This window comes from Curtobacterium sp. MWU13-2055 (assembly GCF_023242305.1).
Lineage (GTDB): Bacteria > Actinomycetota > Actinomycetes > Actinomycetales > Microbacteriaceae > Curtobacterium.
The window spans coordinates 77,735-101,382 of the sequence record NZ_JALLIO010000005.1; the positions used below are offsets into that span (position 1 = coordinate 77,735).

24 protein-coding genes are annotated in these 23,648 nt (G+C 70.4%); 11 read left to right on the forward strand and 13 right to left on the reverse strand.

What is annotated here, in order from left to right:
* Positions 1-3: 3 nt before the first annotated feature.
* On the forward strand, positions 4-351 hold the full coding sequence (locus M4960_RS12045) for a monovalent cation/H(+) antiporter subunit G (protein WP_243648940.1): 348 nt from the start codon (positions 4-6) through the stop codon (positions 349-351).
* A 67-nt stretch (positions 352-418) separates the two neighbouring features.
* Positions 419-1,651 carry an ATP-binding protein gene (locus M4960_RS12050; protein ID WP_173170208.1) on the forward strand — a complete coding sequence of 411 codons (1,233 nt, stop codon included), beginning with the start codon at positions 419-421 and terminating at the stop codon, positions 1,649-1,651.
* Positions 1,652-1,706: 55 nt separating this feature from the next.
* On the opposite strand, the gene M4960_RS12055 is transcribed toward M4960_RS12050, so the two are convergent.
* A complete protein-coding gene (locus M4960_RS12055) occupies positions 1,707-2,972 on the reverse strand; it encodes an MFS transporter (protein ID WP_131881058.1) in 1,266 nt (421 codons plus the stop codon).
* A 206-nt stretch (positions 2,973-3,178) separates the two neighbouring features.
* Here M4960_RS12055 and M4960_RS12060 point away from each other — a divergent pair, with 206 nt between their 5' ends.
* Positions 3,179-4,225 (forward strand): aldo/keto reductase, encoded by a 1,047-nt coding sequence (locus tag M4960_RS12060; protein ID WP_248704361.1) that lies wholly within the window; start codon positions 3,179-3,181, stop codon positions 4,223-4,225.
* Positions 4,226-4,233: 8 nt separating this feature from the next.
* Here the strand turns inward: M4960_RS12060 and mgrA are convergent, their stop codons facing one another.
* On the reverse strand, positions 4,234-5,277 hold the full coding sequence (mgrA, locus tag M4960_RS12065; RefSeq protein ID WP_248704362.1) for an L-glyceraldehyde 3-phosphate reductase: 1,044 nt from the start codon (positions 5,275-5,277) through the stop codon (positions 4,234-4,236).
* Positions 5,278-5,378: 101 nt separating this feature from the next.
* Between mgrA and M4960_RS12070 the strand changes: the two genes are divergently transcribed.
* The 3 genes from M4960_RS12070 (at position 5,379) to soxR (ending at position 7,544) form a co-directional block, all read left to right on the forward strand.
* Positions 5,379-5,867: an iron chaperone gene (locus M4960_RS12070; RefSeq protein ID WP_248704363.1), complete on the forward strand. Its 489-nt coding sequence runs from the start codon at positions 5,379-5,381 to the stop codon at positions 5,865-5,867.
* Positions 5,868-5,917: 50 nt separating this feature from the next.
* Positions 5,918-6,964: a YdcF family protein gene (locus M4960_RS12075; protein WP_248704364.1), complete on the forward strand. Its 1,047-nt coding sequence runs from the start codon at positions 5,918-5,920 to the stop codon at positions 6,962-6,964.
* Positions 6,965-7,061: 97 nt separating this feature from the next.
* Positions 7,062-7,544, forward strand: a complete 483-nt coding sequence (gene soxR, locus M4960_RS12080) for a redox-sensitive transcriptional activator SoxR (RefSeq protein WP_111085894.1) — start codon at positions 7,062-7,064, stop codon at positions 7,542-7,544.
* On the opposite strand, the gene M4960_RS12085 is transcribed toward soxR, so the two are convergent.
* On the reverse strand, positions 7,541-7,981 hold the full coding sequence (locus M4960_RS12085; protein WP_243692348.1) for a MarR family winged helix-turn-helix transcriptional regulator: 441 nt from the start codon (positions 7,979-7,981) through the stop codon (positions 7,541-7,543). The genes soxR and M4960_RS12085 overlap by 4 nt on opposite strands.
* Positions 7,982-8,006: 25 nt before the next feature.
* Between M4960_RS12085 and M4960_RS12090 the strand changes: the two genes are divergently transcribed.
* The gene (locus M4960_RS12090) at positions 8,007-9,269 is read left to right on the forward strand and encodes a multidrug effflux MFS transporter (RefSeq protein ID WP_228510644.1); all 1,263 of its coding nucleotides are present in this window, start codon (positions 8,007-8,009) and stop codon (positions 9,267-9,269) included.
* Between the two features lie 9 nt (positions 9,270-9,278).
* On the opposite strand, the gene M4960_RS12095 is transcribed toward M4960_RS12090, so the two are convergent.
* Entirely contained in the window at positions 9,279-9,977 is a 699-nt protein-coding gene (locus M4960_RS12095) for a phosphatase PAP2 family protein (RefSeq protein WP_134195604.1), read from the reverse strand.
* 89 nt (positions 9,978-10,066) lie between these two features.
* Between M4960_RS12095 and poxB the strand changes: the two genes are divergently transcribed.
* Positions 10,067-11,791, forward strand: a complete 1,725-nt coding sequence (gene poxB / locus M4960_RS12100) for a ubiquinone-dependent pyruvate dehydrogenase (protein ID WP_173170196.1) — start codon at positions 10,067-10,069, stop codon at positions 11,789-11,791.
* Positions 11,792-11,857: 66 nt separating this feature from the next.
* On the opposite strand, the gene M4960_RS12105 is transcribed toward poxB, so the two are convergent.
* Positions 11,858-12,541, reverse strand: coding sequence for an SDR family NAD(P)-dependent oxidoreductase (locus M4960_RS12105; protein ID WP_173170194.1), 684 nt, complete (start codon positions 12,539-12,541; stop codon positions 11,858-11,860).
* A gap of 101 nt (positions 12,542-12,642) precedes the next feature.
* Between M4960_RS12105 and M4960_RS12110 the strand changes: the two genes are divergently transcribed.
* Positions 12,643-13,485, forward strand: coding sequence for a helix-turn-helix transcriptional regulator (locus M4960_RS12110; RefSeq protein ID WP_248704365.1), 843 nt, complete (start codon positions 12,643-12,645; stop codon positions 13,483-13,485).
* Positions 13,486-13,633: 148 nt separating this feature from the next.
* Here the strand turns inward: M4960_RS12110 and M4960_RS12115 are convergent, their stop codons facing one another.
* The 3 genes from M4960_RS12115 to M4960_RS12125 form a co-directional block, all read right to left on the reverse strand.
* Positions 13,634-13,933: a Dabb family protein gene (locus M4960_RS12115; RefSeq protein WP_248704366.1), complete on the reverse strand. Its 300-nt coding sequence runs from the start codon at positions 13,931-13,933 to the stop codon at positions 13,634-13,636.
* A 29-nt stretch (positions 13,934-13,962) separates the two neighbouring features.
* Positions 13,963-14,850 carry an SDR family oxidoreductase gene (locus M4960_RS12120; RefSeq protein WP_131881036.1) on the reverse strand — a complete coding sequence of 296 codons (888 nt, stop codon included), beginning with the start codon at positions 14,848-14,850 and terminating at the stop codon, positions 13,963-13,965.
* Between the two features lie 121 nt (positions 14,851-14,971).
* On the reverse strand, positions 14,972-15,703 hold the full coding sequence (locus M4960_RS12125; RefSeq protein ID WP_123671152.1) for a trypsin-like serine protease: 732 nt from the start codon (positions 15,701-15,703) through the stop codon (positions 14,972-14,974).
* A gap of 171 nt (positions 15,704-15,874) precedes the next feature.
* Between M4960_RS12125 and M4960_RS12130 the strand changes: the two genes are divergently transcribed.
* Both M4960_RS12130 and M4960_RS12135 read left to right on the forward strand, forming a co-directional pair.
* The gene (locus M4960_RS12130; RefSeq protein WP_173170186.1) at positions 15,875-16,498 is read left to right on the forward strand and encodes a TetR/AcrR family transcriptional regulator; all 624 of its coding nucleotides are present in this window, start codon (positions 15,875-15,877) and stop codon (positions 16,496-16,498) included.
* Positions 16,495-17,202, forward strand: coding sequence for an NADPH-dependent F420 reductase (locus M4960_RS12135; RefSeq protein WP_248704367.1), 708 nt, complete (start codon positions 16,495-16,497; stop codon positions 17,200-17,202). The genes M4960_RS12130 and M4960_RS12135 overlap by 4 nt, the downstream gene beginning before the upstream one ends.
* Positions 17,203-17,218: 16 nt before the next feature.
* Here the strand turns inward: M4960_RS12135 and M4960_RS12140 are convergent, their stop codons facing one another.
* The 5 genes from M4960_RS12140 to M4960_RS12160 all read right to left on the reverse strand — a co-directional run bounded on the left by M4960_RS12140 (position 17,219) and on the right by M4960_RS12160 (position 23,634).
* Complete coding sequence (locus M4960_RS12140) at positions 17,219-18,256, reverse strand: carboxypeptidase-like regulatory domain-containing protein (RefSeq protein WP_173170182.1); 1,038 nt, start codon at positions 18,254-18,256, stop codon at positions 17,219-17,221.
* Between the two features lie 97 nt (positions 18,257-18,353).
* Entirely contained in the window at positions 18,354-19,616 is a 1,263-nt protein-coding gene (locus tag M4960_RS12145; RefSeq protein ID WP_248704368.1) for a type II toxin-antitoxin system HipA family toxin, read from the reverse strand.
* Entirely contained in the window at positions 19,613-19,828 is a 216-nt protein-coding gene (locus M4960_RS12150; RefSeq protein WP_123937260.1) for a helix-turn-helix domain-containing protein, read from the reverse strand. Before M4960_RS12150 ends, M4960_RS12145 begins: the two co-directional genes overlap by 4 nt.
* Positions 19,829-20,079: 251 nt before the next feature.
* Entirely contained in the window at positions 20,080-22,215 is a 2,136-nt protein-coding gene (locus M4960_RS12155; RefSeq protein WP_248704369.1) for an Ig-like domain repeat protein, read from the reverse strand.
* 114 nt (positions 22,216-22,329) lie between these two features.
* A complete protein-coding gene (locus M4960_RS12160; protein ID WP_248704370.1) occupies positions 22,330-23,634 on the reverse strand; it encodes a HupE/UreJ family protein in 1,305 nt (434 codons plus the stop codon).
* Positions 23,635-23,648 lie beyond the last annotated feature (14 nt).

The following is a 23,648-nucleotide window of genomic DNA, read 5'->3' on the forward strand; positions in this document are numbered from 1 at the left end:
GAGATGATCCAGGCGTTCCTCGACGGCGCCGGCGTGCGGGCGTGGATCGCGCTCGCCCTGCTGCTCATCGGCTCGCTGCTGTCCCTCGGCGCCGGGGTCGGCATCGTGCGCTTCCCGGACCCGCTCGTCCGCCTGCACGCCATGGCGAAGCCGCAGGTGCTCGGGCTGGCGTTCGGGCTGGCCGCGATCGTCGTCGCGGTGGGGACCTGGACGGCGTTCTGGGTCGTCCTGCCCATCATGGTGTTCCAGCTGTTCCTGGTGCCGGTCTCGACGCACATGATCGCTCGCGCCGGGCTGCGTGCCGACGACTACCGGCACGAGGACCTGTTGGTCGACGACACCGAGTCCTGATCTTTCGGGGTTTATCCCATTTTATCTGCGATGACTAAAACGCGGTAAATCCGCTAAGGTCTCGCGCATGGACAGCGTGAGGAATCCCTACACTCCGAACGCCGGAGCGACTCCCGAGATCGTTGCGGGACGCTTCGAGCACACCCGCGCTTTCGAAGTGCTCCTCCAGCGGCTCGCCCGTGGGCGTACAGACCAGTCGCTGATCATGACCGGGCTCCGAGGCGTCGGGAAGACGGTGCTGCTCAACGAGTTCGCGGAGTTGGCGCGAACGGCGAACTGGGAGGTCGTCGAGCTGGAGGCGAGCAAGCACGACGATGGACAGTTCCGGCAGACGATGGCCTCGCTCCTCCGGTCGGCACTGCTCCAGATCTCTCCACGCAAGCGATGGACGGATCGCGCGCGGCGGGCGGCCGAAGTCCTGACCGCCTTCGGCATGTCCGTGGACCACACCGGTACGTGGTCGATGACCTGGGACGTCGAGCCGGCCGAGGGGCTGGCTGATCACGGAGACCTCGCCCTTGATCTGACGGACGTCCTCGTCGCGCTCGGACAGGCTGCGCAGGAACACGGTCGGGGCGTCGCGATCCTCGTGGACGAAGTACAGTTCCTGCGGTCAGTGCAGCTCGAAGCCATGATCCAGGCCCTGCACAAGACAGTCCAGCGCAAGCTCCCGATCACCTTCGTCGGCGCCGGGCTCCCCCAGATCGCCGAGCTCGCTGGCGACGCGAAGTCCTACGCGGAGCGCCTCTTCAGATTCCCGGAGATCGACTCGCTCGGGGACGACGACGCCAGGGAGGCGCTCATCCGCCCCGCCGAGCTGGAGGAGGCCTCATTCGCTTCCGACGCCGTCGACCTCGCACTGGAGATCACCAAGGGCTACCCCTACTTCCTCCAGGAGCTCGGGTACCAGGCCTGGGAGATCGCAGCTGGTCCCGAGATCACCGCCGACGACATCGACGCCGCTCGCGAGGGGTACCTCACCAAACTCGACCGGTCCTTCTTTCGGGTGCGCCTCGACCGCGCAACAGGACTGCAGACCGCCTACCTCCGTGCCATGGCGGAGCTCGGACCGGACGCGCACAAGGCCGCTGATGTTGCTCGAGTCCTCAAGCGGGAGTCCACGCAACTCGGGCCGACTCGAGCGGAGCTGATCGACATGGGCCTCCTGTACACCCCCGAACACGGATACGCAGCGTTCACTGTCCCGGACTTCGACCAGTTCATGCTTCGAGCCGTGCCGGAGCTCGTGGTCCCGGAAGTCCGACGCCGCGCTCGTCGAAACAGCGACGGCCATCCCTGAACGGCGACCGGGACCGGACGCCGAGGAGACCGCGATCGGCCCGGTGCGATCTGCTTCAGGCGGCGGTGCGGCGCCGCAGCAGCAGGTTGACCACGGCCGCCAGCACGACGACCGCTGCCGAGGCCGCGGGGAGCACCATCGCGACGGACGTGCCGTGCTGCTCCGCCAGGTCGCCCGTGATGGCGGAGGCGATCGACTGCCCGACGATCACGGCGGATCCGAGGATCGTCATCGTGGTCGCGGACCGGCCGACCGGTGAACGGTCCGACCCGAGGCTGTACTGCGCGACGAGGGTCGGACCGATGCCGACGCCCATGATCGCCAGGACGATGCCGACCGCCACGACGGAGTCGGCCTGCGAGAACGCGATCGCGCCGCCGAGCAGGACGACACCGAACACGAGCCAGCGCCAGCCGAGGCCGAACGACCGCGGGAACGCTGCGGACCCGAGGGCGAGTCCGGCCGAACCGATGCCCATCAGGCCGTAGAGCAGGCCGGCCTGGGACGCCTCGCCGTGGGTCTCCATGAACGCCGTCAGCGACGTCAGCGTCGAGCCGAAGAACAGGCCGATGCCGAGGATCCCGACGACCACGACGACGAGCCGCGGACGCAGGAGCTGGCGCGCCGGGGCCTGGGTCAGTTCCTCGTGCTGCCCGAGCACGAGCTTGCCGGTGGGGTGCAGCGCGAAGGCGGTCACGAACACGAAGGTCAGGGCCGAGGCGCCGGCGACCGCGACCCAGGGGGCGATCGCGCTGGCGAGGATGCCGACCAGGAACGGGCCGATGATGAAGACGGTCTCGTCGGCGGCGGACTCGTACGCCATCGTGCCGCTGAGGGTCTTCTCGCGGCGGGCCGGTCTCATGCGCTGCGCGATGATGGCGACGAGCCGGGTCCGGGACATCGGCGCGACCTGGGGCGCGGACGCACCAATGCAGAACGCCATCGCGAGCACGGCGAGGTCCGGCGCGCTGCCGCTGACGACGAAGGGGAACGCGCCGAGCAGCGCGGCGTTGACGAGGCCGACGGGGACGAGCACGGCACGCTGGCCGAACCGGTCCGCGGCGGCGCCGACCATCGGTCCGAACACCGCGGCACCGATGCCGACCGAGGCGGAGTTGACGCCACCGAGGGCGACGGAGTCACGCGCGGCCACGACGAGGGTGAGGACCCCGACGACCATCATGGCGAACGGCAGGCGGGCGATGAACGCCACCGGGAAGTACCAGCGTCCGGCGAGGGAGACGAGCGAGGCGTCTCCGGCGGTCGCGGTGTCCGTGCGCTCCGGGGCGGGCGCGGACGGGGTGGGACTGGTGTGGAGCATGGGGGTGTGCCTTCTCGGCCCGGCCCGGTTCGGTGGGGGCGGACCCATCGGGTGCCGCCGTTGTCCGCCGGGGAGCCGGCGGCCGGTAGATACACACTGCGTGTTTCAGAACTGCGTCCATCGTACCAACCGTTCCGGTCGGGGCCAGGGGTAATGCTTCGTCACCGGACCGTCCTGCGGCCCGCACGGCCCATATCGTGGCGCGCATGGAACAGCGACGCATGGGGCGCACGGGGGCGCCCGTCAGCTCGCTGACGCTGGGGACGCGTGCCGTCGCCGGCGTCGCGGCCCACGACCCGTCGGCCGGTGTGACCCTCGTGCTCGAGGCACTCACCCGCGGCGTGACGTCGGTCGACGTCTCGGACGCCGACGGCGCGGGCCTGGCCGAGACCGCTGTGGGCGCGGCGATCGCCGGACGGCGCGAGGACGTGTTCCTGTCGGTGCGGTTCGGAGCCCCGGTCGACCAGGACCCGGCGCACCGGGGCAACGGGCGGCGGTGGATGTTCCGTGCCGTGGAGCGGAGCCTGCAGCGACTCGGCACCGACGTCATCGATCTGTACCAGCCGGCACTGCCGGACCCGGCGACGTCGCTCGACGAGACGCTCGACGCCCTCGCCGACCTGGTCGCACAGGGCAAGATCCGCGCGTTCGGCCTCCCCGGGTTCCCGGCCGAGGAGCTCGTCGAGGCGCAGTGGCTCCGGTCCGGGTCGAAGAGCGCCACCGCGACACACGTGCCCTACTCGATCCTCACCCGCACGGCGGAGCGCACGGTGTTCCCGGTCGCCCGCCGCTTCGGTCTCGGGGTCTTGGCCGGAGCACCCCTCGCCGGCGGCTGGCTCGCGGGCACCTACCGCAACGGCACCGTCCAACCACGCTCACCGCACGTCGACGAGCACCCGGACGCGTACGACATCGGCGCCCCGCGGAACCGTCGGAAGCTCGAGGTGGCCGACCGGCTCGGACGCCTGGCCGACGACTCCGGCTTCACGGTGTCGGAGCTCGCGGTCGCCTTCGCCCTGACCCACCCGGACGTGTCCTCGGTGGTGATCGGGCCGCGCACCGTGTCGCACGTCGACGCCTACGTGCAGGCCTCCGAGATCGTCCTCGACGACGGGCTGCTCGACGCGATCGACCCGATCGTCGCGCCGGGCACCCACGTGCTCGAACGGGACACCGGGTTCGCGCTGCCGGCGCTCAGCCGCGAGCGACTCCGCGGTCGCACCCCGGTGGGTGCCGGACCGAACCGCTCGTAGGTCCGCGGTCAGGAGACCTCGCCGGCACGTGCTCCCGCCCACAGGTCGACGTCGGTGATGCCGACGGAGTGCTCGTCGATGGTGCGGAGCTCCTCGTCGGTGAACGAGGTGTTCGCCAGCGCCGCGACGTTGTCCTCGAGCTGCGACACCTTCGACGCCCCGATCACGAGCGAGGTCACCCGCTCGTCACGGAGTGCCCACGCCAGGGCGAGCTGCGCCAGGGACTGTCCACGAGCCGCGGCGACGTCGTTCAGTGCCCGGAGGTGCGCGACGACCTCTGGTGTGATGCTCGACGCGTCGAGCGACTTGCCGGCGGCGGCTCGGGAATCAGACGGCACCCCGTCCAGGTACTTGCCGGTGAGCAGGCCCTGGGCGAGCGCGGTGAACCCGATCACGCCGAAGCCCAGCTCGCCGGCGGCGTCGAGCAGCCCCTCGGTCTCGATCCAGCGGTTGAGCATCGAGTACGACGGCTGGTGGATGATGAGCGGGGTGCCGAGGTCGCGCAGGATCGCGGCGGCCTGGCGGCTGCGTTCCGCGTCGTACGACGAGATGCCGACGTAGAGCGCCTTGCCCTGCTGGACCGCCGTGTGCAGTGCGCCCATCGTCTCCTCGAGCGGGGTCGAGGCGTCGAGTCGGTGCGAGTAGAAGACGTCGACGTAGTCCAGGCCGGTCCGCTGCAGGGACTGGTCGAGCGAGGCGAGCACGTACTTCCGCGAACCGCCGCCCTGGCCGTACGGCCCCGGCCACATGTCCCACCCGGCCTTGGTCGACACGACCATCTCGTCGCGGTACGGCCGGAAGTCCTCACGCATCAGGCGCCCGAAGTTCACCTCGGCCGCACCGTAGGGCGGGCCGTAGTTGTTCGCGAGGTCGTGGTGCGTGATGCCGAGGTCGAAGGCCCGACGGCTGATCGCGCGCTGCGTCTCGAACGGCACGTCGTCACCGAAGTTGTGCCAGTACCCCAGGGAGAGCAGCGGCAGGTCGAGGCCCGAGCGGCCGGTGCGGCGGTACGTCATCGAGTCGTAGCGGTCGTCGCTGGCGATGTAGGTCATGGTCCGAGCCTGCCACCAGCGCCATCGGACGAGCGCAACGAGCGTGATCGGACGAGCGCAACGAGCGTGATCGGACGAGCGCCACGAGCATGATCGGGTGCATGATCGACGCACCGACACGGAAGGCCACCACCATGGCACGGACGACGAAGACCGAGGGCACCTTCACCGACGAGGAACGCGCGGCGATGCAGGAGCACGCCGCCGAGGTCAAACGCACCCGCGGCACGAAGGGCACCAAGGCGGAGAAGGCGGCAGCGGACGCCGCCGCGGTCGAGGCGAAGATCGCCGAGATGCCCCAGCCGGATCGCGGACTCGCGGAACGCATCCACCGCATCGCGCTCGAGGTCGCGCCCGACCTCGCGCCGAAGCTCTGGTACGGCATGCCCGCGTGCTACAAGGACGGCAAGGCGGCGTTCTTCTTCCAGGACGCCGCGAAGTTCAAGGCCCGGTACGCGACGCTCGGGTTCCAGGACTCTGCCGCACTCGACGACGGGACGTTCTGGCCGACGTCGTGGGCGATCACGCCGGAGTTCTCCGAGGCGGACGAGGCGACCGTCGCCGACCTGATCCGCCGCGCGGTCGCCTGACCCCGCGGCCGGTACCGTGAGCGCATGACCGCGCTCCGTTCGGCCGACCGATGACCTCCGTGGGGGTGCCGGCCTGCTTCGCGCTGGTTTTCCTGCTGCTGTACGTCGCGAGCAGGCGGCGTGACCCGCGGATGCTCCGGAACGGGGTGTTCCTGACGGCCGCCGCGTTCTTCGCGCTCGCGACGGCCGTGACCGCACTGACGCTCGTGGTCCCCGGGTTCAGCCTGGTCGTCGGCACCGTGCTGCTGCTCGTCCCGCTCGCGGTGGCCGTCCTCGGTGTGGCCCTCATCGCGAACGGGTTCCGGATGCTCCGCTCCGAGGGGCGCAGTCTCGGCAACACCCTGTCGTTGGTCGCGGGGGTGCTCGTGTTCGTGCTGCCGGCGGTGGCGATCGCGCTGTTCGTGTCCGCGAGCGGCGAGGGGTTCACGCTCTGGGACGGCGCCCGGATCGCGGTCGCCGTGCTGATGGTGTTCGTCTGCGGGTACTTCGCCGCGTCCCTCGTCGCGTTCGCCGTGTACTCCGTCGTCTACGGCCGGATGCGTCACGGCACCGTGCCGGACACGATCGTCGTTCTCGGTTCCGGACTGATCCGCGGTGAGGTGCCGCCCCTGCTCCGCAGCCGCCTCGACCGCGCACTCGTCGTGTACCGCGCCGAACGGGCCGCCGGGCGTCGGCCGCTGCTGATCCCGTCCGGCGGGCAGGGCGACGACGAACCGCGCGCCGAGGGCACCGCGATGGCCGAGTACCTGCTGGCGAACGGCGCGGACCCCGACGACGTCCGGCCCGAGACCGAGTCCCGCAACACCCGCGAGAACCTGCGGTTCTCGCGCGCCGTGCAGGCCGAGGCCGGGCGCGACGGTCAGGTCGTCGTGGTGACAAACGACTACCACGTGCTCCGCGCCGCCACCCTGGCCCGCCGGCTCGGCCTGCCGGCACAGGTGGTCGGCTCGCCGACGGCGCCGTACTACGTGCCGAGTGCGTTCCTGCGCGAGTTCGTCGCGGTGGTCGTCGAACACCGCTGGCTCAACGTGGTGGCGTGCACGCCGTTCGTCCTGTTCACCGCGTTCCTGCTCTGGGAGTCGTTCCAGCAGCGGTAGACGCGACCGACGGGCGGACGGGAGGCCCGTGGCGGGCCCGCCACGGGCCTCCCGACCGGCCGTTCGTCGCGTCGAGATCCACCGTAGGATCTCGACCATGGTCGAGATCCAGCCGCCCCGCCCGACCGACCTGCTCCCGATCGGCGAGATCGTCCGACGCACCGGCGTCGCCGCGTCGGCCCTGCACTTCTACGAGCGCAAGGGCCTGATCCGGCCCGAGCGCACCGACGGCGGCACCCGGATGTACCCGCGACACGTCGAACGGCGGATCGCGATCATCCAGGTGGCGAAGCGCCTCGGCATCCCGCTCAGCGAGGTCGCCGAGCAGTTCGGCACGCTGCCGGCCGACCGGATGCCATCCCTGCGCGACTGGAACCGGCTGAACGAGCGGTGGCGTGCACGACTCCGGGCCCGCCAGCTGGAACTCGAGCGGCTGCAGCAGGAGATGACGCAGTGCATCGGGTGCGGCTGCGTCTCGCTCGGGGCGTGCTCGGTCGTGAACCCGGGCGACACGCTCGGCGACGAAGGCCACGGCGCTCGGCGACTGCTGCCGATCGAGGACGACGCCCCGCAGGACTAGACCCCGCGGAGTGCCTCGTCGATCCGGTCGAGCAGCGCGAGGGCCTCGGGCAACCCGGCGTCGTCGTCGCCGAGCGCGGCGCGGAGCTTGCCGGCCCAGTGCGCGCGGAGGCGTCCGATGCTCTCCCGTGCCACGTCGGTCGAGTGCAGCTGCACGGTCCGTGCATCGTCCGGGTCCTGCCGACGTTCGACCATCCCCTTCTCCACCAGGGACCGCAGCGCGACGCTGAGGTTGCTGCGCTTGAGTGCCGTCGCCTCGGCCGTCGCGCTCGGCGAGGTACCCGGGTTGCGGTCGACCCAGCGCATCACGAGTGCCTCGGTCCCGGTGAGCGGCACGATGTCGAGCGCCCCGGCACCGTGCGGGTCGATCTCCCGCGAGATCCGCAGCACGACGTCGGCGAGGTCGGCGAGGACGTGGTCGGACACGGCGGAGTGCATGTCCGTACTGTACCGAGGATCGGCAATGAGTTATGCTTTCATAACAATGACCACGGACACCGGAACCATCCGCGCGCACGCCGCGACACCCACGACCAGGCAGCAGGGCATCACGACACCGCTGCTGCTGGTGCTCGGCCTGCTCAGCGCCGTCGCCCCCTTCGCCACCGACCTGTACCTGCCGGCGTTCCCGCAGATGACCACCGAGCTCGGTGCGAGCGCCACCACCGTGCAGCTCACGCTGACCGCGTTCCTGGTCGGCGTCACGGCCGGCCAGCTCGTCTTCGGCCCGCTGTCCGACCGGTTCGGCCGCGTGCCGCCGCTCATCGCCGGCGCGGCACTGTGCGTCCTCGCGAGCGTCGCCGCAGTGTTCGCACCGAACATCGGCGTGCTCATCGCAGCTCGACTCCTGCAGGGCCTGGGCGGTGCGGCCGGCATGGTGATCAGCCGTGCGGTCATCTCCGACCTGGCGACCGGCAAGCCCGCCGCCCGCGCGTTCTCGCTCATGATGATCGTCGGCGGGGTCGCCCCCGTCGTCGCTCCGCTGCTCGGTGGCCTGCTCACCGGTCCGATCGGCTGGCGCGGCCTGCTGTCGATCGTCCTCGGCCTGTCCGTGGTCATGCTCGTCGCGGTGCTCGCCGTCATCCGTGAGACCCACCTGAAGGCGCACCGCGACGTGCTGCGCGAGGAGCGGAAGGGCTCCGGTTCGCCGCTCCGTGCGCTGCGCTCCCGTACCTTCCTCGGCTACATCGCCGTGTTCGGCTTCGCGTTCGCCGTGATGATGGCCTACATCTCCGCCTCGCCGTTCCTGTACCAGGACATGATCGGGCTCGGCACCGTCGGCTACGGCCTGGCGTTCGGGCTGAACGCGCTGGCCCTGATGGGTGTGAGCATCGTGTCCGCCAAGCTCACCGAGACGCGCTCGGTCACCGGCGTGCTGTCGCTCGGCATCGCCCTGGTGTTCGCGTCGACGGTGGCGTTCGCGCTGCTCGTCGTCTTCGCGGCGCCCGTGTTCTGGCTCGCGGTCCCGCTGTTCACCGCGGTCGGCTCGCTCGGCCTGGTGCTCGGCAACGCCACGGCGCTGGCGCTCGGTGCGGTCCCCGCCGCTGCCGGCAGCGCGTCGGCCGTGCTCGGTGCGCTGCAGTTCGGGCTCGCGGCGCTGGTGTCCCCGCTCGTCAGCATCGGCGGCTCGGTGACGGCGGCACCGCTGGCGATCGTGATGCTCGCGTCCGCCGTGGTGGCCGTCGTGGCGCTGCTCGTCGCCCGGGGTCGCACCCGCCTGGCCTGACCCGGTCGGTCACCGACCCCGCAGGAACGGGATCCGCGGCATGAGCCAGTCGACCCACACCACCCGCACCCCCGGGGCCACGGCGAGCGCCCACAGGATCGAGGCCACCGCGTCGGTCGGGTAGTGCACCGCGTCGATCGACACCGAGAAGAACACCACCACGATCGCGACGACCCCGAGCGTCAGTGCGAGTCGGTGCCACCGGGTCTCGCGCAGCAGCCAGATCAGCGCGATCACGAACGCCGTGATGTAGACGGTGTGCCCGCTCGGGTACCCGGGGTCGGGCTGCACCGGGAACGGGTGCGGCAGCACGGCGACGTCGGGCCTGGCGCGGTGGACGATCTCCTTCACGACCGCGGACGGCACCCACGTGATGGCGATCGTGCCGCCGAAGGCCAGGGCCGGGCGGAGACTCCGGGTGCGCCACCAGATCACGGCCACGACGACGACGGTGATCCCGATCGCCGGACCCGGACTGATGACGTGGTAGACCGCCGTGGTGAACGCCCCGATCGCGCCGGTGTGCAGGGCGTTCAGGGCCTTCGACAGTCCGAGGTCGACGGTGCCGAGGGCGAACCCGACGAGCGTGATGACGACCACGGCGATGACCGCGATCGCGACGGAGACGAGCGGGTAGGGCGACGGCTCGAGGATCCCGGCGCCGTCGGACTCCGGTCGGCGGGGGCGGAGCAGCGGCGCGTCGGTCATCCGACCATCGTCCCAGCCCGGACTCCGACCACGGGTCCGGCGAGCCTCTGAAAGCACTCAGCGCAGCCGCCCGCGAGTAGACAGGAGGCATGCCAACCGTTGCCGAGAACATCGTCGCCACCCTCCGCAAGAACGACGTCGCCCGCGTCTACGGCCTGCCGGGGGACTCCCTCAACGGCTTCACCGACGCCCTGCGCAAGGACGGCACGATCCGGTGGGAGCACGTCCGCCACGAGGAGGCCGCTGCGTTCGCCGCGAGCGCCGAGGCCGAACTGACCGGCGAGCTCGCGGTCTGCGCCGGCAGCTGCGGCCCGGGCAACCTGCACCTGATCAACGGTCTGTTCGACGCCAACCGGTCGCGCGTCCCGGTCCTCGCGATCGCCGCGCACATCCCCACCGCCGAGATCGGCTCCGGCTACTTCCAGGAGACCCACCCGCAGGAGCTGTTCCGCGAGTGCTCGGTCTACGTCGAGTACGTCGCCGACCCGACGCAGATGCCCCGCCTGCTCGAGATCGCGATGCGCGAGGCCGTCGAGAAGCGCGGGGTCGCGGTGCTCGTGATCCCCGGCGACGTCCTGCTCGCCGAGGCGAAGGACGACCGCACCACCCGCATCGAGCGCACGACGCCGCGCATCGTGCCGAGTGAGGCCGAGCTGCTCCGCACCGCCGAGCTGCTGAACGGTGCCGACAAGGTCACGATCCTGGCCGGTGCCGGTGTCGCCGGGGCGCACGACGAGGTCATCGCGCTGGCCGAGCGCCTGCAGGCCCCGATCGTGCACGCCCTGCGGGGCAAGGAGCACATCGAGTGGGACAACCCCTACGACGTCGGCATGACGGGCCTGCTCGGCTTCGCGTCCGGGTACCGGGCGATGGAGGACGCCGACGTCGTGCTCATGCTCGGCACCGACTTCCCGTACCAGCAGTTCTTCCCCGCCAAGGCGAAGCACGTGCAGGTCGACATCCGCGGGTCGCAGCTCGGCCGGCGACACCCCGTCGACATCGGCCTGGTCGGCACCGTCAAGGACACCGCGCTCGCGCTCATCCCGCTGCTCACCGGTTCGCACCCGACGAAGCACCTCGAGGAATCGCTGAAGCGCTACCGGAAGACCCGCGAGAAGCTCGACGACCTGGCCGTCCCCGCGGGCCGGAAGAAGCCGCTGCACCCGCAGTACGTCGCCCGGGTGCTCGACCGGATCGCCGCGCAGGACGCCGTGTTCATCCCGGACGTCGGCTCCCCCGTCGTGTGGGCGTCGCGCTACCTCACGATGAACGGCAAGCGTCGCCTGATCGGCTCGTTCGTGCACGGCACGATGGCGAACGCTGTCCCGCAGGCGATCGGTGCGCAGACGGCGTTCCCGGACCGCCAGGTGATCGCACTCGCGGGTGACGGCGGCCTGACGATGCTGCTCGGCGAGCTCATCACGATCGTGCAGAACAAGCTGCCCGTGAAGATCGTCGTGTTCGACAACTCGTCGCTGAACTTCGTCGAGCTTGAAATGAAGGCCGCCGGGTTCGTGAACTACGGCACCGAGCTGCAGAACCCGGACTTCGCCGCGGTCGCCGAGGCGATCGGCATCAAGGGCTTCAAGGTCGACGTGTCCGACGACTTCGAGGAAGCGATGGCCGCCGCGCTCGCGCACGACGGCCCCGCGCTCGTCTCGGTGCGCGCGAACCGGCAGGAGCTGTCGATGCCCCCGGCGGTCACGCTCGAGCAGGCGAAGGGCTTCACGCTCTACGCCATCCGCACGGTGCTGTCCGGTCGCGGCGACGAGCTGCTGGACCTCGCGTCGACCAACGCGCGTCAGCTGCTGTAGACGCGACCGGATGACGGCCTGGAGGCCCGTGGCGGCGCAGCCACGAGCCTCCAGGCCGTCACGACGTCACCACCCGAGCGGCTGGCCGTCCTCCAGGAACACGCCGGTCGGGCCCTCCGGGCCCACGCTCGCGGCGGCCGCGACGGTCGCCGCGCTCACCTCGACGGGGCGACCGTGCGGGTTCGGCACCCCACCGAGCTCGGTCGCCGTGTAGCCGGGCTCGAGGACCACGAAGCGCACCTCGGGTGCGATGCGGGCGTACTGCACCGTGAGCATCGAGACGGCCGACTTGCTCGCGCCGTAGACCGCGGCCTGCACGGTCGACGCCGCACTGTCCGGGTCGTGGACCGCCGTGAACGAGCCGAGCGCGCTCCCGACGTTGACGACGAGGGGGCTGGCCGATCGGCGCAGGATCGGCAACGCGGCCTCGGTCGTGCGGACGATGCCGACGGCGTTCGTGTCGAACACGGCGAGCGCGTCCGGTCCGTTGAGACCCCACATCGCGATGCCGGCGTTGTTGACCAGGACGTCCAGGCCGCCGTTCGCGTCGATGTGCGCGAAGGCCGCGCCGATCGAGTCGTCGTCGCGGACGTCGAGCTGCACGGAGCGGGCGCCGATCTCGGCGGCGACGGCCGCTCCCTGGCCGGCGTCGCGAGCGCCGATCCAGACGGTGTGGCCGGCTGCGACGAGTTGGCGGGCGGTTTCCTTGCCGAGGCCACGGGTGGCGCCGGTGATGAGTGTCGTTGTCATGGGGCCAGCGTCACGCTCGACGCGGTCGGCAGGGAGTCGCCCGGTTGTCGTAGGACTGCTGGGGCCAGGACGCGGCCGCGACGTGCGCGCAGACTGGTGACATGGCGGACACGGACTTCGGGCACACCCTGCGACGGCTCCGCGACCACGTCACCCCCACGGCCGCCGGCATGACCGTCGGGCCGCGACGTCGCGCGGCGGGACTGCGGCGTGAGGAACTCGCGGGCCTCGCGGGGATCTCCGCCGACTACCTGACCCGCCTGGAGCAGGGTCGCGCGACGTCGCCGTCCGCCCAGGTGGTCGAGGCGCTGACCCGTGCCCTCCGGGTCTCGGACGCCGAACGGGAGCTGCTGTACCGGCTCGCCGGACATGCGACGCCGGGCGCGGACGTCGTGCCGTCGCGGATCCCGCCGAGCGTGCAGCGGCTGCTCGACCGGCTGGCGGACACCCCGGTCGCGGTGCTCGACGCCGCCGGGAACCTGCTCGTGACCAACGCTCCACACGAAGCCCTGATGGGACCGATCGGCGGGATGCGTGGGAACGAACGGAACACCGCCTGGCGGCACCTGGTCGGTGCCGGCAGCCGCGCCGTGCACACGCCCGCGGAACAGGCGGCGTTCGAGGAGAACCTGGTCGCCGGACTCCGGATGACCGCGGCTCGCTACCCGCTCGACCGGCAGTTGCAGCAGCTCGTGCGGGACCTGCGGGCGGCGAGCCCGCGGTTCGTCGAGCTGTGGGACTCGGGTGCGACGACCTTGGGCGAGACGGCCCGCCGCAAGGTGATCGACCACCCCGACGTCGGGCTCATCACGCTCGACTGCGACACCCTGGTCGTCGGGCCGGAGGACCTGCGGATCCTGGCGTACACGGCGGTGCCGGGGTCGGTGGACGCCGAGCGGTTGGCACTGGCGATCGTGCTGGGGACGCAGTCGTTGGTGGAGTGAGCTGGGGGGCGGCGAGGCGCGGCGCGGCGCGGCGCGGACGCACTGCGCACAACCAAAGTGACCGCGAACCGTGTGTTCGCGCGGTTCGTAGTGACTTTGGTTGTGCCGCACGCAAGGAGCGCACCGTGTCGCGGAACGGTGCGCTGCTCTACGCGGAGTCCTCGACGTCGAACACCACGACCCGGGCACTCGCACCGCCGATGAACTCGGCCACCGGACGGTGCTCCGGATGCGGCAGGTACCCGGCGAGCGCCGCCCGGTCGCGGATCCGCACCACGAGCATCCAGTGGAACCCGCCCTCGAGCCCCTCGGTGCTCACGCTCGTCCCCGACTGCACCGACTCGACACCGTCGATCCGCGGCAGGTGCTCGCGCGACAGGGCATCGGCCTCGGACGACCGGTCCGCTCCGTCCCACTCGACCAGCACGGTGTGCGTCACTCCTGACACGGGGTCTCCTTCGTCTGTCACGACGCCGGTCAGAACGCGGGCGTTCCGCCGGCGATCGTGATCGTCGACCCTGACTGGTAGCTCGACTCCGGGCTCACCAGGTGCACGTACGCGGCACCGAGTTCGGCGGGCTGTCCCGGGCGGCCGAACGGCGAGGTCTCGCCGAAGTGCGACACGGTCTCGGCGTCGTCGGATCCCGGCTGCAGCGGCGTCCAGACCGGTCCGGGGGCGACGGAGTTCACACGGATGCCCTTCGGTGCGAGCTGCTGGGCGACGGCCTCGGTGAAGAGCTTGATCGCGCCCTTCGACACGGCGTAGTCGATCTTGTCGGCCGAGGGCGTCGATGCCTGGATCGAACCGGTCGTCACGATGGTGGAGCCCGGCTCGAGGTGCGGCACCGCTGCCTTGGTCAGCCAGAACAGCGAGTAGATGTTGGTCTTGAACGTCGAGTCGAACATCGACGTGTCGAGGGTCAGGATGTCCTCGTTGCTGTCCATGCGGCCGGCGACCATGACCAGGGTGTCGAGGCCGCCGAACTCGTCGACGCCCTTCTGCACCAGGTCCTTGCAGTACTGCTCGTCGGAGATGTCCCCGGGGAACAGGACGGCGCGACGCCCCTCGGACTCGAGCAGGTCGCGGACTTGTTCGGCGTCCTCCTGCTCGTCCGGCAGGTAGGACAGCACCAGGTCGGCGCCCTCACGCGACAGGGCGATGGCGGCGGCGCGACCGATGCCGGAGTCGGCGCCGGTGATGATGCCGCGGTAGCCGGTGAGGCGTTCCCGTCCGACGTAGCTCTCTTCGCCGTGGTCGGGCTTCGGGTCCATCTTCCACGCGGCACCCGGCAGCGACTGCTCCTGCTTCGGGTACGGCGGGGCCGGGTAGAGGGTGTTCGGGTCGCGCTTGTCGTACTGGCTCATGCGTTCCACTGTCGTCGTCGCGCGTGGACACGCGTTCAGCCGCTGCGGTCCTGGGACACGGCTGATGACGGACGGGAGGCCCGTGGCGGCGTCGCCACGGGCCTCCCGTCCGCCACGTGGTTCAGACGCCGGCCGTGGTCCGGATCCAGGACGAGGCCTGCGACAGCAGGGCGTAGTTCGAGCCGGCCTTGGTGTCGGCACCGGGGTCGGCGCTGTCACCGGTGGAGCAGACGGCGACGACCTTGCCGTTCACGAGCAGCGGGCCGCCGGAGTCGCCGTGGTTCGAGGCACCGGTCACGCCGGTGAGGTGCTGCGCACGACCGCTGTAGGCGTCGGTGCTCGCACCGGTGAGCGAGACGGTGGCCTGGTAGAGGCCGTCGGACTGGGTCGCGTTCGCGCGCAGGCCGTAGCCCTGGATGGTGCCGGTCCCGCTCGACTTGGCGGTCGCGGTGAGGTCGAGGGGCGCGTAGGTGGACAGCGAGTAGGCGGTCCGCAGGTGCACGAGCGCGATGTCACCCGCGGGCGAGGCGCTGACTCGGTCGACGGCGACGGCGGTGCCCCGGTTGGTCGTGGAGTTCGAGTGGTAGACGTTCATCGCGCCGATGCCGTCGATGCAGTGGCGGGCGGTGAGGATCCACGAGGCGTTGATCTGCTCGCCGGTGCAGTTGCTGACGTAGCCCGACGGGATGGAGCCGCCCGACGCTTCGAGCTGGACGGCCCACGAGGTGGTGGGGGCCTTCTCGCCACCGACGACCTTCGTGCTGGCCGGCAGTGCCGAGGCGGGTGACGCGGCGAACACACCCGCGGTGATGACGGCCGCGGCGGCGAACGCGGCTGCGATGGACTTCTTCATGACGACTCCTCTGTCGGGGGAAGCACCTGACCCGTTGCGCTGTGCAACTAGGCAGCATCCTGACCCTCGTTCGGGGGCCGCGCCAGTCCGCACTTCGGCGGACGACCGAAAGGGAGATAGTCTCCTCTTGCGAGTTCCGGAGACAGTCTCCGGTGAGAGGACTGAACCCGTATGGCGACCACCACCCGAGCAGGCCGCGCTCCCCGAGCTGACGCGCAGCGCAATCGGGACCACATCCTGGACGTCGCCGAGCAGCACTTCTCGGCGCACGGCGTCTCCGGCTCGCTCGATGCGATCGCGAAGCAGGCCGGCGTCGGCGCCGGCACCCTGTACCGGCACTTCCCGAACCGGGAGTCCTTGCTGGCAACCCTGCTCGCCGCCCGCGATGACGCCCTCGTCGCGCGACGCGATCGGCTCCTCGCCGGGTCGGTGGCCACCGCCGACGCGCTGGCAGGCTGGCTCGACGCAGTCGTCGAGTGGGCCAGCGCCTTCGACGGGCTGCCGGACCCGTTGCGCACCGCGACGATGACCGACTCTTCCCCGCTGTCGATGACCTGCGAGGGGTTCGTCACGACGACCGCTTCGTTCCTGCGCGCTGCGCAGGAGGACGGCAGCGCCCGACGCGACGTGCGCGCACGCGATCTGTTCCTCGCGGCATTGGCCATCAGCTGGGTGCGAGGAGCAGCCATGGCGGACGCCACGACCACCGGCGCCCTCACGGCGCTGCTCAGGAGCGGCTGGACGGCCCCACCCACCGACGACCACGAACCAGCGACGCAAGGAGCACGACCATGACACGCATCGGCATCATCGGCAGCGGAGCGATCGGGAGCGCGATCGCCAGACGGGCCGTCACGGCCGGGCTCGAGGTCCTCGTCGCGAACTCACGCGGGCCGGAGTCGCTCGCCGACCTCGTCCACGAACTCGGGCCCCGCGCGCAGGCTGGCGACGCTCGAGCTGCCGCCCGGTTCGGGGACGTCACGGTGCTGACGGTCCCACTCGCTTCCTACCGGGCCCTGCCGCTCGACGCGCTGGCCGGCAGGACGGTGCTGTCCACGGGCAACTACTACCCCTACCGAGACGGCCGGATCGAGGAGCTGGACACGCTGACGAGCACGACCGCCGAGTACGAGCAGTCGCTGCTACCGGGTGTCGCGCTGGTCAAGGCGTTCAACAACATCGTGGCCCACCACATCCCGACGCTGTCCGGCTCCGAGCCGCGCACGGCACTGGCGGTCGCGGGGGACGACGCCGGGGCGAAGGCGTCCGTCTCGTCGATCGTGGACGCCCTGGGGTTCGACACCGTCGACTCCGGGAGTCTGGCGGAGTCGTGGCGCTCCGAGCCGGAGTCCGGTGCCTACACGCCGATCTACGCGGCCGATCCGGAGGGGTTCGCACGCGACCACCTCGCCGACCCCGGCGCACCCGTCAGCGCGGACCAGCTCCGTAGACTCCTCGCGGCGTCGCAGCGACCCGACGTCGCCGCCCGCGAGTTCTGAGCAGACGACGAAGCCGTCAGCGGGTGCTCCAGAACGAGATCGAGCGGCTCTCGTCGCGGATGACGATCGTGTGCGACGCCGCACGGTCCGCCACCGGACGGTTGCCCTCGCCGCCGTACCAGTACGAGACGTACCGGCGCTGGCTCGGCGACCAGCCGACGACCTCGACCTTGTAGCGTCCGGGGCTCAGCACCGCGCCGAAGGTCCCGCCCCGACCGGGCGACCAGTAGCTGAGGTGCGTGTCGAAGGTGCTGCCGATCGACTCGCCGTACACGTGGACGGTGGCGCCGGTGAAGTCGGTGTCGAGCTGCGGGTTGAGGATCCCGGTGAGGGCGACGCCCCGGGTCGAGCTCGCATCGATGCCGTCCACGACCGTCTCGGTGCGGCCCCCGACCTGGTGCGCGACCCGGACGTACGAGCGCTCCGCAGTGGAGCCGGGATCACGGTGGAAGCCCCACGACTCGTTGCGCAACGCCGGCCACGAGTCGAGCGTCTCGTCGTGCGCGTTGACCTGCACGCTGTAGTCGTCGCTCGGCAGGCCGTGCACCCAGTAGTGACCGTCGGGCGAGGTGACGGTCCGCCGCACGGTGCCGGTGTTCCAGCCACGGACGACGACCGCTGCGCCGGACAGGTCCGCGCCGTACGGGTTGTGGGCGGTGCCGCCGATCGAGGCACCCCGCCGCACCACGAGCACGACGGTCTCGTGCCCACCGGCGCTGACCACGACGCCGGTCCGCTCCGCCGGGACCACGTCGTCGAAGCCGTACGAGCCCTCGCGTTCACCGTGCAGCGTCCAGGTGCCTGCCGGGACCGCGTCGAACGTCATCCGGCCGCGGCGGTCGCTCGTCGCCGAGTCAGCGGTGCTGCCGTCCGGGGTGCGGAGGTCGACGACCACGCCCTCCATCGCGAGCGGCCGCTTCTCCGGGTCGGTCAGCATGACGGTGAGCGCACCGTCGTCCGGAGCGGCCACCGCCGCGGTGACGGGCGCGATGAGCACGCCGATCAGTGTGAGTGCGATCGTGATCCCGACCGTCGCGCGTCGTCGTCCCGTCATGGTGTGCCCCTGGTCCCCTGGTGGGGCCGCCCCTGGCCCCGGTGGAGTGGAGCGTAGCCGCGACCCGCGCGGAGCGCGCGGTCGCTCTCCGCTCAGCTCACCAACCGCGACGCGTCGCGTTCCGTGCCACAGCGTCGGCGAGCTCTCGACCGAATGGCTCCTCCACCGTTGCCGCCGCCTGCGCGAACGCTGCGGCGACGCCGGAGGTGATGTTTCGGTAGCGATCGGTTGCCTCGTCCGGAGCGATGTCCAGGGACCTGCCGATGTCACGGAACTGCTCCTCACCGATCCCGTCGAAGCGGTACTCGTCGCCGACGGACATCGCGCCGCGCAGCGTCGAACCGTCAGCTGACGGGTACGCAGCGTGTGAGCCGAGGTCGTACAGCGGCGCCAGGCGGACAGAGGGGCCGTCGAGGAGGAGCGAGTAGTTCTTCGCGTGAGCATCCGTTCCGAGCATCGCGACGTTCAGCACCAGCGCCTCGAAGAACCGTCGCTGCGCATCACGGCGTTCGTCGGGCTGCGCGATGGCTCCGCGGAGGAGCACCGCGATCTGCTTCGCCGATGGTCCGCCCTCTTCCTGGTACTTCCTGGACGGGTAGACGGACAGCGCTTGGCAGAGGTCCTCCTGGTGGAGCCGACGCCATGACCCGTCATCGTCACGGACTCGGTCGTACCGCTTGCTGACGAACACCCGGGCGCCGGTTGAGGTCCGCAGCAACTCGTGGTCCGCGACCTGCAGCCCGAGGAGCCGAGCGGCCTCCATCGACACGTACTCGTTCACGTCGTGGTCCGGCATCGTCGCGATGACCGGCTTGATGATGTGGGTCGTCGGGGTCGAGTCCTGCGGCACACCCCAGGTCCCGTCGTCGAAGCGGAACAGGGCGGCTTTGCTCTGCGCGCCCGCGAGCGACCACCGTCCGGCATTCATCGTGCCGCCCCACGATCCCGGGTTGCGCGCGAGCGCGTCGACCAAGCCGTCGAAGTCGTCGTCCGTCAGGCGGTGCACGGCACCACGCCGGACCGCCGCGTCCGAGGAGTCCGTCGCCGGAGGGAGCAGCTGCACGGCACCAGCGGCATCACGGCCGAGGCGCTCAAGCAGCCGGAACGGGTTCTCGGTGACGTGGTGCTCCGAAGCGAGTTCGCGCAGCCGCTCCGGGCTGTCGGGAAGCAGTCCCGCGAGGAACGGTCCGGCCGCCTTTGCCTTCCATCTGGCGCGGCCGGTTCGCATCGACAACGACACCGGGGTCGCGTCGGGCAGGTTCCGGTACGCCTCGTCGTAGGTGAAGGTGGTGTTCCCACCGGTGCTCATCTCGAAGGTGCCGACCGGCACACCGTCGAGGAACGCGCGCAGCTCGCTCATCGGTCACGCTCGTTCGCCTCGAGGACAAGGCCGAGGACGGTCAGCGCGTCGAAGGCCAGACGGAGCTGCGCGGTGCCCTTTCCGCCCTCGAACTCGTTGACCCATCGGCGGCTGACACCCATCCGCTCGGCGAGTTCAGCCTGGGACCAACCGAGACGCGTGCGGCGTTCGTGCACGAGATCGCCCAGTGCAAGGGCAGTGTCGACTCGCATGTGCGCCTCCGCTGTAATCGTTCGGTTACAGCGTAACCCTGTCACCGATCGCTTACAAGTACCACCAGTAACCCATCGCTTACACAACGTGTTCGGAACCGATCGATCCCACGGAGCCTTGTGGTCGTGGTGGTCGCCGTGGTCGGCACGCCCGTGGCGATCGTCGTCCTCGCTTCACGATCGCGCAGTCCTGAACGACGCACGAGGGCCCCGCGACCGGAGTCGCGGGGCCCTCGCTCGGTGCACTGGTGTTACTTGATGACGATCGACTGCACCGGGCTGGTGCTCGGCGTCAGGGTGTCGGTGCCGGCGAAGACGGCGTGCAGCTTGTGCGTGCCCTTCTTCAGCGAGAGCGCCGAGGTGACCTTGCCGTTCTTGACGGTGACGGTTGCCAGGCGCTTCGTGCCCTGGTAGATCCGCGCGGTGCCGTTCACGGTGAAGCCCGTGGCCTTGACCTGCACGGTCGCCTTGCCGCCGCTGTACTTGAGCGCCGTCCGGGACGGGGCCTTCGTGACGGTGACGGTGGTGGCCTTCGCGGTCGCCGAGTCGGTGCCCGAGAAGGTCGAGTCCGCGTTGACGAACTTGGCGGTGAGCGAGTGCGTGCCGATGGCCAGGGCGCTCGGGAGCGTCATGGTCGCGGTGCTGTTCTTGACGGGGACGGTGCCGAGGACCTTCTTGCCGTCCGAGACCGTCAGCGTGCCCTGCTGCTTGCCGATGCCACCGGCGATGGTCGCGGTGACCGTGGCCGGCTTCGCCGCGTTGACGGTCTGCGACGCGGCGGAGACGGCGAGCGTCGTGGTCGTCGCGGGCAGCGTGGCGTGCAGGTCGAACTGGTCGACGGTCGAACCGATCGCGGCCGGGTCGGCGGTGGCGGTCGGCTGGAGCGTCACGCCGCAGCTGTCGACGTTGCCGTGCTGGACCGCCGAGTTGAGCGTGGTGCAGTCGCCGGCGCGGATGTCCTGCACGGAGAGCTTCTCGTCGGTGACCGAGACCTTGACGAAGGAGCGGACGTGCTCCTGGTTCTCGACCGAGTTGGCCCAGTGGCGCTTGCCCGTCGGGTCGAGCGGGTCTGCGCCGTAGCCGCTCTGGGTGGCGTCCGGAGCGGTCAGGTCGTAGTACTTCGAGCCGGAGGCCGAGTTCGCCGTCATGTAGATGACGCCGCCGGGGCCGGAGAAGACCTCGGGAGCAGCGGGCTGCTCGTTGACGTTGGCCTTCTTGCCGTTCTTGATCGCGTAGCTGCGCGAGTAGGAGTGGTCGTGGCCCTGCAGGACGAGGTCGACGCCCATGTCGGAGAACGCACGCGTGAAGTCGAACCGGCGCTGCTGGTTGTCCTTGTCGTTCGCGTGGTCGGCCGGCGAGTAGATCGAGTGGTGGTAGACCAGCGTGGTCCACTTCGCGTCGTCGCCGTAGCGGTTGATGACGTCGCGCACGTAGTTCACGTGGGCAGCGTCCGATCCGGCCGCGTAGGCGTTCGAGTTGATGTCGATGAACAGGACGCCCTTGTACATGTACCAGTAGTCGCCACCCGAGTTCGCGGTGGTGTTGCCGCCCGGGTAGAAGTCCGGCACCTTGAGCGAGTTCGGCACCTGGTTGTGCTGCTCGTACGCCTTGCCGCCGACGTCGTGGTTGCCGATGGTCGAGGCCCACGGGTAGCGCTTGAGGACGTCGCTGCTGTCGGCGAACGCACCCCACTCGTACTCGTTGTTGGCGTGCTCGATCTGGTCGCCACCGGAGACCAGGAGCTCGGCGTCCGGCTCGGTCGTCGTGGCGTACTTCAGCGTGTCCGCCCAGCCCGCGCCGTCGTCGTCGACGTAGCCCGACGAACCGATCTGCGGGTCACCGAAGAACAGGAAGTCGAAGTCGCCGGAGAAGCTCTTCGTGGTGAACGTGTACGACGCCGACCAGGCCGACCCGTCCGCCGCACCGACGTGGTACGTGTACGAGGTGTTCGGCTCGAGGTCCGAGATCGTGGCGTGGGCATTGATGTAGCCCGACTCGGCGGCGATGCCGTCGATGCTCTTCGTGTTCGAGTCCGTCGTGCTCGTGTCGACTGCGGTGTTGGCGGCCTTCGACGCGGCGATCGTCGACTTGGCGTCGGTGAAGACCCCGTCGGTCATCGACGCGGTCTTCTGGATCTCGAGCGACTGCGCGACGTTCGTCGGGAAGTACCACGAGGCGATGCGCTGGCTCTCGGTGGCACCGACGCCCAGCAGGATGTGGAGCGGGCCGCCGGTGGAGATGTTGGTGGTGGGGGTGTTCGTCGCGGCGGAGGCGACGTTCGTGCCGACCATCGAGGCGCCGGCGATGAGCGCGGCCCCGAGGACGGCTCCGCACACGCGGAGGGTGGTGGTTCTGCGCCGTGTGGTGGCGCCGGACAGGAGACTCATGGTGGTCCGTTTCTCAGACGTGGGATGGTGCAGCACGGAAGACTCTGCATGCACTGCGAAACGTCTTGGTAAACGCTGAGTGACAAGTCGTCGCTGTTCAGGAGCGGACCACCGTCATCCCGCCGCGAGTCGCTCGACGAACCAGATCATCCCCATCACGAACACCCCGGCGGTCACGACTCCGGTGACCCAGAGCGAGACCCGGTGGGCCTTCCGACGCAGGAGCGACAGCGGTGGGAAGACGATGACGATGATCGCGAGCTGCACCGCCTCGATGCCGACGTTGAAGACGAGGAGCGACACGAGCAGCTGCCACGAGAACGCCTCGTGGATGCCCAGCGCCCCGGCGAACCCGAGCCCGTGGATGAGCCCGAACGCGAACACGACGGCCAGGCGTGTCCAGCCCGCCCGGTCGAGCGAGAAGTGCCCGTGTTCACCGACCACGAGTTCGTCGGCCCGCGACCGGCGCCGCCAGAGCCGCCACAGGTACCAGCCGGCCACGGCGGCGATGGACAGGGCGATGAGCGGCTCGACGACGATCGCGGGCGGGCTGACCACCCCGAGCGCGGCGAGGATGAACGTGATCGAGTGCGCGATGGTGAACGCCGACGCGGTGTAGACCACCTCGCGCAGGCGCCGTGACCCGGCGATGAGCGCGACGAGGAACAGGATGTGGTCGATGCCGGTCAGCAGGTGCTCGGCACCGAGGCGGAAGAACTCCCAGAAGCGCTGCCCGGCCGACTGCTCGGTCGAGAACGACGGCTGCGAGGCATCGAGCGTCGCCGATCCCTGCTTCGCGTCGACGTTGTAGGTGACGATCGTCTTGGTGTCGCGCACGAAGGTCTCACTGTCCGGGAACAGTGTCGACGTCACGACGTGTCCGGTCTGCGTCTCCGACTGCGGCGGGCAGGTGAAGTCCGCCGTCACGTGGGCGTACGGCACCTCGTCCTGCAGGTCGACCGTGACGCTGTCGCCGAGCACGCCCGTGCAGGCCCGCCCACCCGCGCCGGACACCGAGAACCGGTCGAACACGTACTTCCCGAGCGCGTCAGTGTGCGCCTCGGCCGCCGACACCATCCCCGGGAAGTCGCCGTCGTCCCAGGCCTTCTGCCCCTGCGTGTGGAATGCGTCGTCGTGCTCGCTCGTGGCGACCGACACGAGCATCAGGTCGTACTCGAGCCCGAGTTCCGCGTGCACGACGGTCGGTTCCGTCGACGTCACCTTCGCGTAGACGACCGAGCTGAAGCCGTGCGCCGATGCCGGCGACGCCCCGGCCAGCACGCCGACGACGACCACCCCGAGCAGCAGGAGCGCGGCGACGACCCGTGCGATCAGCGCGGACGGGCGGGACGGACGGACAGGGCGGGCAGGACGGGCAGGGCGGGCGCGCAGCAGCGCGACGGGGGTTCCGGAAGGCACGCGCAGACGATCCG